At 68.5% G+C, this 7,941-nt stretch carries 7 protein-coding genes; 4 read left to right on the forward strand and 3 right to left on the reverse strand.

All coding sequences use genetic code 11. The features are described 5' to 3' along the window. The 3 genes from mycP to eccA form a co-directional block, all read left to right on the forward strand. Positions 1–1,112: type VII secretion-associated serine protease mycosin (mycP, locus tag A5732_RS19360; protein ID WP_076103055.1), on the forward strand; the 1,112-nt coding region annotated here is incomplete at its 5' end. After that, complete coding sequence (gene eccE, locus A5732_RS19365) at positions 1,109–2,719, forward strand: type VII secretion protein EccE (protein ID WP_076053650.1); 1,611 nt, start codon at positions 1,109–1,111, stop codon at positions 2,717–2,719. The genes mycP and eccE, both read left to right, overlap by 4 nt. A gap of 121 nt (positions 2,720–2,840) precedes the next feature. Then, a complete protein-coding gene (gene eccA / locus A5732_RS19370) occupies positions 2,841–4,691 on the forward strand; it encodes a type VII secretion AAA-ATPase EccA (protein WP_076053652.1) in 1,851 nt (616 codons plus the stop codon). A gap of 3 nt (positions 4,692–4,694) precedes the next feature. Here eccA and A5732_RS19375 read toward each other — a convergent pair whose 3' ends face one another. Beyond that, complete coding sequence (locus A5732_RS19375) at positions 4,695–5,135, reverse strand: nitroreductase family deazaflavin-dependent oxidoreductase (RefSeq protein WP_076053654.1); 441 nt, start codon at positions 5,133–5,135, stop codon at positions 4,695–4,697. Position 5,136: 1 nt separating this feature from the next. Next, positions 5,137–5,988, reverse strand: a complete 852-nt coding sequence (locus A5732_RS19380) for an NAD(P)H-binding protein (protein ID WP_076103053.1) — start codon at positions 5,986–5,988, stop codon at positions 5,137–5,139. A 111-nt stretch (positions 5,989–6,099) separates the two neighbouring features. Between A5732_RS19380 and sigI the strand changes: the two genes are divergently transcribed. Next, positions 6,100–6,957: an RNA polymerase sigma factor SigI gene (gene sigI, locus A5732_RS19385; protein ID WP_075234802.1), complete on the forward strand. Its 858-nt coding sequence runs from the start codon at positions 6,100–6,102 to the stop codon at positions 6,955–6,957. 3 nt (positions 6,958–6,960) lie between these two features. Here the strand turns inward: sigI and A5732_RS19390 are convergent, their stop codons facing one another. Continuing rightward, positions 6,961–7,866 carry a MinD/ParA family ATP-binding protein gene (locus tag A5732_RS19390; protein ID WP_076053658.1) on the reverse strand — a complete coding sequence of 302 codons (906 nt, stop codon included), beginning with the start codon at positions 7,864–7,866 and terminating at the stop codon, positions 6,961–6,963. Positions 7,867–7,941 lie beyond the last annotated feature (75 nt).

The raw sequence follows: 7,941 nt of genomic DNA on the forward strand, positions 1-7,941 counted from the left end.
GGCGCGCCGCGCCCCCCCCCCGCCCCTCTCCCCCCCGCCGCCGCGCCCCGCCCCCTCCTCCGCCGCCGGAGGGCGGCGGCGCCACGGCCGCGTCGAACGGGCCGGCCGATCCGCAGACCGAGGACGAACCCGCCGTGCCGCCCCTTCCCCCCGGCGCGCCCGATGGGGTGGTGGGCGTAGCCCCGCACGCGACCATCATCTCGATCCGGCAGTCGTCAAGGGCCTTCGAGCCGGTCAACCCGCCGCCGGGAGATCCCTACTCCGATGAGAAGGTCAAAGCCGGGACGCTGAATTCGGTTGCGCGAGCGGTGGTTCACGCCGCGAACATGGGGGCGAAGGTGATCAACATTTCGGTCACCTCCTGCCTACCCGCCGCGTCGCCGGCCGATCAGCGCGCGCTGGGGGCGGCGCTGTGGTACGCGTCCACCGCGAAGGACGCGGTGATCGTCGCGGCCGCGGGTAACGATGGCGAGGCCGGCTGTAACAACAACCCGGCGTATGACCCGCTGGACCCGTCGGATCCCCGGGACTGGCATGAGGTCAAGATCGTCTCGGCGCCGTCGTGGTTTTCCGATTACGTCCTGTCGGTGGGTGCCGTCGACGCCAGCGGCGCCCCGCTCGACAAGAGCATGTCGGGTCCCTGGGTCGGTGTGGCCGGACCGGGAACCCACATCATGGGCCTCTCACCCCAGGGCGGCGGCCCGGTCAATGCCTACCCACCGTCGCGGCCGGGCGAGAAGAACATGCCGTTCTGGGGAACCAGTTTCTCGGCGGCTTACGTCAGCGGCGTCGCGGCGTTGGTGCGGGCGAAATTCCCGGAGCTCAGCGCGCATCAGGTGATCAACCGGATCGTGCAGTCGGCGCACAATCCTCCTGCGGGCGTTGACAATAAGGTCGGGTACGGGTTGGTAGACCCGGTCGCTGCGTTGACGTTCAACATCCCGCCGGGCGATCGGATGCCCCCGGGCGCGCAGAGCCGGGTCATCACCCCGGCCCCGCCGCCCCCGCCGGCCGACCATCGGGCACGCAATATCGCCATCGGATTCCTGGGGATCGTGGCCGCCGGTGTGCTCGTGTCCGCGATCGCCGCGCGATTGAGGAGGGCTCGATGAGGCCCGACCTGACCGGCTTCACCCGTGGGAGCAACCGCCGGGTGATCGGCGTCTGGGTCGTGTTCCTCCTGGCGCTCGTCGGCTGGTTCCTGGGCGGGTACATCGGCGCGGGTGTCGCCGTGGTGGTGGGGGTCGTGTTGGTCTTCGTGCGCTGGTGGGGCCAGCCGGCGTGGTCGTGGGCCGTGTTGTGGCGGCGCGGCCGGCGTCCGCTCGACTGGGCCGCTCCGATCACGGTGGCCAACAACCGATCCGGGGGCGGTGTCCGCGTGCAAGACGGCATCGCCGTGGTCGCGGTGCAGCTGCTCGGCAGGGCGCACCGCGCGACCATGGTGACCGGCTCGGTGACCGTCGAGACCGAAAACGTGCTCGACATCGTCGAATTGGTGCCGATGCTGCATCAGGCCCTGGGCCTGCAGCTCGATTCGGTCAGCGTGGTCACCATCGGATCGCGGCACGGCACCATCGGGGACTTTCCGCGAGTGTACGACTCGGAAATCGGGACACCACCCTACGCGGGCCGGCGTGAGACGTGGCTGATCATGCGGCTGGCGGTGATCGACAACGCCCAAGCCCTGTCCTGGCGCACGACCGTTGGCGCGGCGGCGATTTCGGCCGCTCAACGCATCGCGGGTTTGTTGCGCTGCCAGGGACTGCGGGCAAAGGTGGCCACCGCCACCGACCTTGTCGAGCTCGATCGCCGGCTCGGGTGGGACGCGGTGTCGGGCAACGCCCAGCGATGGAAAGCCATACGCGGAGAAGCGGGTTGGATGACCACCTACGCGTATCCGGCCGAGGCGATCACGTCGCGCAACCTCTCGCAGGCGTGGACGTTGCGCGCCGACGAGGTCATACAGAACGTGACGGTCTACCCGGACGCCCAATGCACCGCGACCATCACCGTGCGCACACCGACACCCGCGCCGACCCCGCCCAGCGTGATCCTGCGCCGGCTCAACGGCGAGCAGGCGGCCGCGGCGGCTGCGAACATGTGCGGTCCGCTTCCGCACCTGCGGGGTATTCGGCGCAGCCCACTGCCACCACAACTGGTCACCGAGATCGGACCGTCGGGTGTGCTGATCGGCAAGCTCAGCAACGGCGACCGGCTGCTGATGCCGGTCACCGATGCCGGTGAGTTGTCGCGCGTATTCGTCGCCGCGGACGACCCGATCGCCAAGCGGATCGTGATCCGCACCGCGGGTGCCGGCGAGCGGGTCTGCGTGCACACCCGCGACATGCCACGCTGGCTCAGCGTCCGGATGCCGGAGATCGCCGTAGTGAGCAGCTCGCGTCCCGCACCACGGACCTCAGTGAGCGTGGTCGAGTATGTTGCGAGACGCGGCAACAGCTTTGGGGCCACCGACAGCGGAGTCATCGAGGCGGCGATCTCGCCCACTCCGCGCCCGGCCACCGTGATCACGGTCGCACCCGCGGAAGCCAGACTCTCCGAGGGACAACGACACGGCTTCGAGGTGATCATCGAGCAGATCGGCCCGTCGGTGGTGAATGTCAGTGCAGCAGGAAAGAATTGGCTTGTCGAGATGGATATGTTCCGTGCCGAGAACCGCTACGTCAGTCTTGAGCCGGTAAGCATGTCGGTCGGCACGTAGCGCGTCGGTAAAGCGAGTTTGAGGCACAGTGTGATGAGCGCATGTAGCGGTTGCGGCGACAGCTCGAATCGACCGAAGGCGGCCGCCCGCAACTCCGGCGACCATATCCACCGTGCCCGGGATGGGGGACGTGATGGGTGATTTACAAACTGCCCGAAGGCATTTCGACCGTGCCATGGCGATCAAGAGCAGGCAGGGCCGGGCGGCGGCCCTACCCGAGTTCGCTGCCGCCACCGACGCCGACCAGTCGATGGCCGACGCGTGGCTGGGGCGCATCGCGTGCGGTGACAATGACCTGGCCTCGTTGCGGCAGCTGTACGCCACCAGCGAATGGCTGCACCGCGAGACCACGCGCATCGGGCAGACGCTGGCCGCCGAGATCCAGCTGGGTCCCTACATCGGCATCACCGTCACGGACGCCTCACAGGTCGGGCTGGCGTTGGCCTCCGCGCTGACGATCGCAGGCGAGTACGCCGAGGCCGACAAGCTGCTGGCCAACCGCGACCTGCTGGACTCGTGGACCAACTACCAGTGGCACCAGCTGGCCCGGACGTTTTTGATGTACCGCACGCAACGCTGGGCCGACGTGCTGTTGGCCGCGGCCGAGGAGCTGCCCGCGCACGCCATCGTCATGTCGGCTGTGACAGCGTCGATTTGCGCGCTGGCCGCGCACGCCGCCGCCCACCTCGGCCAGGGCCGGGTCGCCCTGGACTGGCTCGACCGCGTCGACGTGATCGGGCACACCCAGTCGTCGTCACGCTTCGACTCCGACGTGCTGACGGCATCGATCGGTCCCGCCGACATTCCGCTGCTGGTCGCCGATCTGGCCTATGTGCGGGGGATGGTGCACCGGCAGCTGCGCGAGGAGGACAAGGCCCAGGTCTGGCTCTCCAAGGCCACCATCAACGGGGTCCTGACCGAGGCGGCCAAAGAGGCCCTGGCCGACCCGAACCTGCACCTGGTCGTGACGGACGAGGAAACCATCGAGAGCCGCACCGACCGGTGGGACGCCTCGTCGGCCAAGAGCCGCGACGAACTCGACGATGACGCCGCCGCCGGCCGGCGCGCCGAGCTGTTGGCCGAGGGGCGCAAGCTGTTGGCCAAGCAGGTGGGACTGGCCGCCGTCAAGGAAGCGGTCGCGGCGCTGGAAGACCAACTCGAAGTGCGGACGATGCGGCTCGAGCATGGCCTGCCGGTGGAGGGCCAGACCAACCACATGCTTCTGGTCGGCCCGCCCGGTACCGGTAAGACGACCACCGCCGAGGCCCTGGGCAAGATCTATGCCGGCATGGGAATCGTGCGCCACCCCGAGATCCGGGAGGTGCGGCGTTCGGATTTCTGCGGCCACTTCATCGGCGAGTCGGGTCCCAAGACCAACGCGCTGATCGAAAAGTCGCTCGGGCGAATCATTTTCATGGATGAGTTCTATTCCCTGATCGAGCGCCATCAGGATGGCACACCCGACATGATCGGCATGGAGGCCGTCAACCAGCTCCTGGTTGCGTTGGAAGCCCACCGATTCGACTTCTGTTTCATCGGGGCGGGCTACGAAGACCAGGTGGATGCGTTCCTCACCGTGAACCCGGGTTTGGCCGGCCGGTTCAACCGCAAGCTGCGCTTCGAGTCCTATTCGCCGGCGGAGATCGTCGAGATCGCGCACCGCTACGCGACGCCGCGCGCCAGCCTGCTCGACGACGGCGCACGCGCAACGTTCCTGGACGCGGCGACGACCATCCGCAACTACACCACTCCCGGCGGGCGCCACGGCATCGACGCCATGCAGAACGGCAGGTTCGCCCGCAACGTCGTCGAACGTGCCGAGGGCTTTCGTGACACCCGGGTGGTCGCACAAAAACGCGCGGGCCAACCGGTGACCGTCGAGGACCTGCAGATAATCACCGCCGCCGACCTTGAAGCCGCGGTGCGCAGCGTGTGTTCGGACAACCGCGACATGGCGGCCATCATCTGGTAGTCGTTACGCCGGATCGAAGCGGAAGACGGCGAGCCGCCCCGCCAGTGCTTCGAATTCGTCAGCCGTTCCGTCGCGCACCATCCCCGACCGTTTCGCGAACGCCACCCCGACCGGAACTTCGGTGGGGAATGCCCGCAGCACCGGCCGGGCCTCACTGGCGGAGAGTTCGACGATCCGGACGGGGCGTGACCGTCGGCCCCGGCTGAGGGTGCCGGTGCCCGCGGCCCGGGCATTGGCCGCCCAGTCGGCGCCCGGATAGCCGGCCACCACGTAGAGGCCGCCCCGGAAATCAAAAGGCGTCATCGGGGTGCTGCGTGGTTGACCCGACTTGCGGCCGGGCACGGTGAGCACCATGGCGGGACCGGTTGGAATGCCGAGTCGTTGGACCGCCATCATGAACCTGTTCATCGGCTTGAGGTAGCGCGGGGGGCGCGGATCGGTCATCTCAGATTCCTACTTTCTCGTTGTCGAACATGCTGCGGTGTTCGGAGACCCAGTGCGCGAACGGAATTGGCGGACGGCCGAGGATCTTCTCCACGTCATCGGTCACCAGGGCGGGGTTGTCGAGCGTCTGGGCGAGCATGGCGATGTAGGCGTCGGCGAAGCCACTGCCGAAACCCAGGCCGATGAATCGTTGTCGCACGGCATCGGCGGGGATCTCGCGATACTGCAGCGCGCGGCCCAGGACACCGCCGATGACCTCGACCAGTTCCGAGTTGGTGAACGACCGGGGGCCGGTCAGCGGGATCCGCTGTCCGACAAGGTCATCGGCGAGCAACGCATGGGCCGCAACAGCCGAGATGTCTGCCTCGACGATGGGCGCCGTCGATGCGGCCGCGTATGGCCCGGCGACCACGTCGCCGGCGCGGATCTGTGCGGACCACATGCCGGCGAAGTTCGTCGCGAACACCGTGGGCCGCAGGCTCACCCAGGCCAGACCGGAGTCGACCGCGAGGCGTTCGACCTCCCTGTTGCGGTCCCCGCGAAACCGGGACGGCTGCCGGGCGACGTCGTCGTCGGCATTGATCGCCGACAGCGCGACCAGTTTGCCGACCCCGTCCCGTGCGCATTGCGCCACCACGTCTTCCAGCTGCCCACTCAGCGCCCGCGAGTTCAGGAACACCGCGGCGGCGCCGGGCAGCGCGTCGGGGGCCGAACCGAACACCTCGACCTCCGGGGGAAAGCCGGCCGGCGCCGGTTGCCGGGTGACCGCCCGGACGTGGGCTCCCGCGGCGAGCAGTTCGGTGACGAGTGGACGCCCGACGTTGCCGGTCGCGCCCGTGACGACGATGGTCATGATGGGGTTCCTTCCGTGAACTTCCTGCACTGCTGAAACGACGGGGCAAAAGGTGGGAAAGTTACATCGCACAATGTGTAACTTTTTGCCCCAGCAGATCGTCGAAGAGTCATGAACCAGTCGCCGTCAGCCAGCGATCAGGTCAGCGAGGCCTGGCGTCGGCACCGCCCATACCTGGTCAACCTCGCCTACCAGATGCTGGGCGACATCGGTGAGGCGGAAGACATTGCGCAAGAAGCCTTTCTGCGACTCTCGCGTGCCGACATCAGCGAGATCGAGGACACCCGCGGGTGGCTGACGGTGGTGGCGAGCCGCCTCTGCCTCGACCAGGTGCGTTCGGCACGCGCCCGGTACGAGCGCCCGGGCGACATCGAGGACCCACCCGCGCCGCGCCGCGTCGACCCGGCGGACCGGGTCACTCTCGACGACGAGATCCGCACCGCGCTGCTCGAGGTTCTGCGCAGGCTCAGTCCCGGTGAACGGGTCGCCTTCGTGCTGCACGACGTATTCGGCGTCCCCTTCGAGTCGATCTCGCAGACCGTGGGCCGCCCGGTCGGCACCTGCCGTCAGCTGGCGCGGCGCGCACGGTCCAAATTCGAAGCGGCGCAACCGAAGTTGGCCGACGTCGCGCCCGCCGAGCATCAGTTGGTGACCGAAAAGTTCATCGCCGCATGCGCCAACGGTGACCTTCAAGCGCTGGCTGCCGTCCTGGATCCGACGGTGTGGGGCGTGGGCACCATCCTCGCCGATCCGGCCCCGCCACCACAGATCAACCACGGGCCAGATGCGGTGGCCACCAACCTGTTGCGCTACCTGTGGCCGGACGTGACCCTGGTCAGCGGTCCGGTCGGGGGACCGGTGCTGCTGGCCTTCAGCGAGCGTCGCCTGTTCGCCGTCATCGTGCTGACGATCCGCGAATCCCGGGTGATGAAGATCGAGGCGATCGCCGACCCCTCGGCGCGGGCCTAGTTCTCAGTTATCCTTCGGCCGTTGGTCTTTCGCGCCGTCGGGGCGCGCCGCGAAGTAGCCGGCGATGGTCGCGGTGACTTCGAGGAATTTGCGGCGCGTGGCCGGGGCCATCTCGTGGCTCACGTCGATGACGCCGCCGGGCCGCAGGTGGGGGTCGTAGGGCACTTCGATGACCGGCCGCCCGTGATCGGTGAACTCGCGAGCCAACAACGCCCGGGTGCGCTTGTCGGCATGTCCGTCCGAATCGTTGAGCACCACGATGGTGTGTCGCAGCAGCATGTCCAAGCCCTGGTCTGCCAGCCACTCCATGGTCCGCGCGGCGGCGGACGCGCCGTCGGCCCAGGGCGAGGACACCACGATCAGCGCATCCAGGTCGCGCAGGACTTCCCCGGTGAGCGGCGAGTCCATCGTCGAGCCGCAGTCGACGACCGAGATCGTGAAATGGCGGTCCAGCCGCAGCGCGGCCTCCCGGTAGATCGCCGGATCGAGCACCCGGCGCGGTCCCGACGCCGGTTCGCCGGCGAGCACGTGCAGACCCGCGGCATTGCGGCCCAGCCGGGCCACCACGTCGTCGAACGACCGCAGGTTCTTGTCGGCGGTGAGCTCCCAGAACGAGCCCGTCGAGGCCGGATCGATGCGGCTGCTGAGCCGGCCGAAGGCGGTATCGGCGTCGATCGCCACGACGTGGTCCTGCTTGCGCAGTCCGGCGAACAGCGAGCCCACACTCGCGGCCACCGACGTCTTTCCCACGCCGCCCTTGCCCAGCACGCCGACCTTGCGGTTGCCGTACAGGCGGGTCCGGATGGCCGCCTCGAACTGGGCCTCCTGCTGCTGGGCGGGCGACGGGCCCGGGTTGATCAGGCCGAAGGTGAGCAGCCGCACGACGCGTCGCCAGCCGCGGTCGGGCAACTCATCCGCCTGGGGGAGACCGCCGTGGGCGCCGGTGCGGGGCGCCTGCGGCGGCTGTCTCTTATACAAATCTGA

It is taken from the genome of Mycobacterium colombiense (assembly GCF_001953985.1).
GTDB lineage: Bacteria > Actinomycetota > Actinomycetes > Mycobacteriales > Mycobacteriaceae > Mycobacterium > Mycobacterium colombiense_B.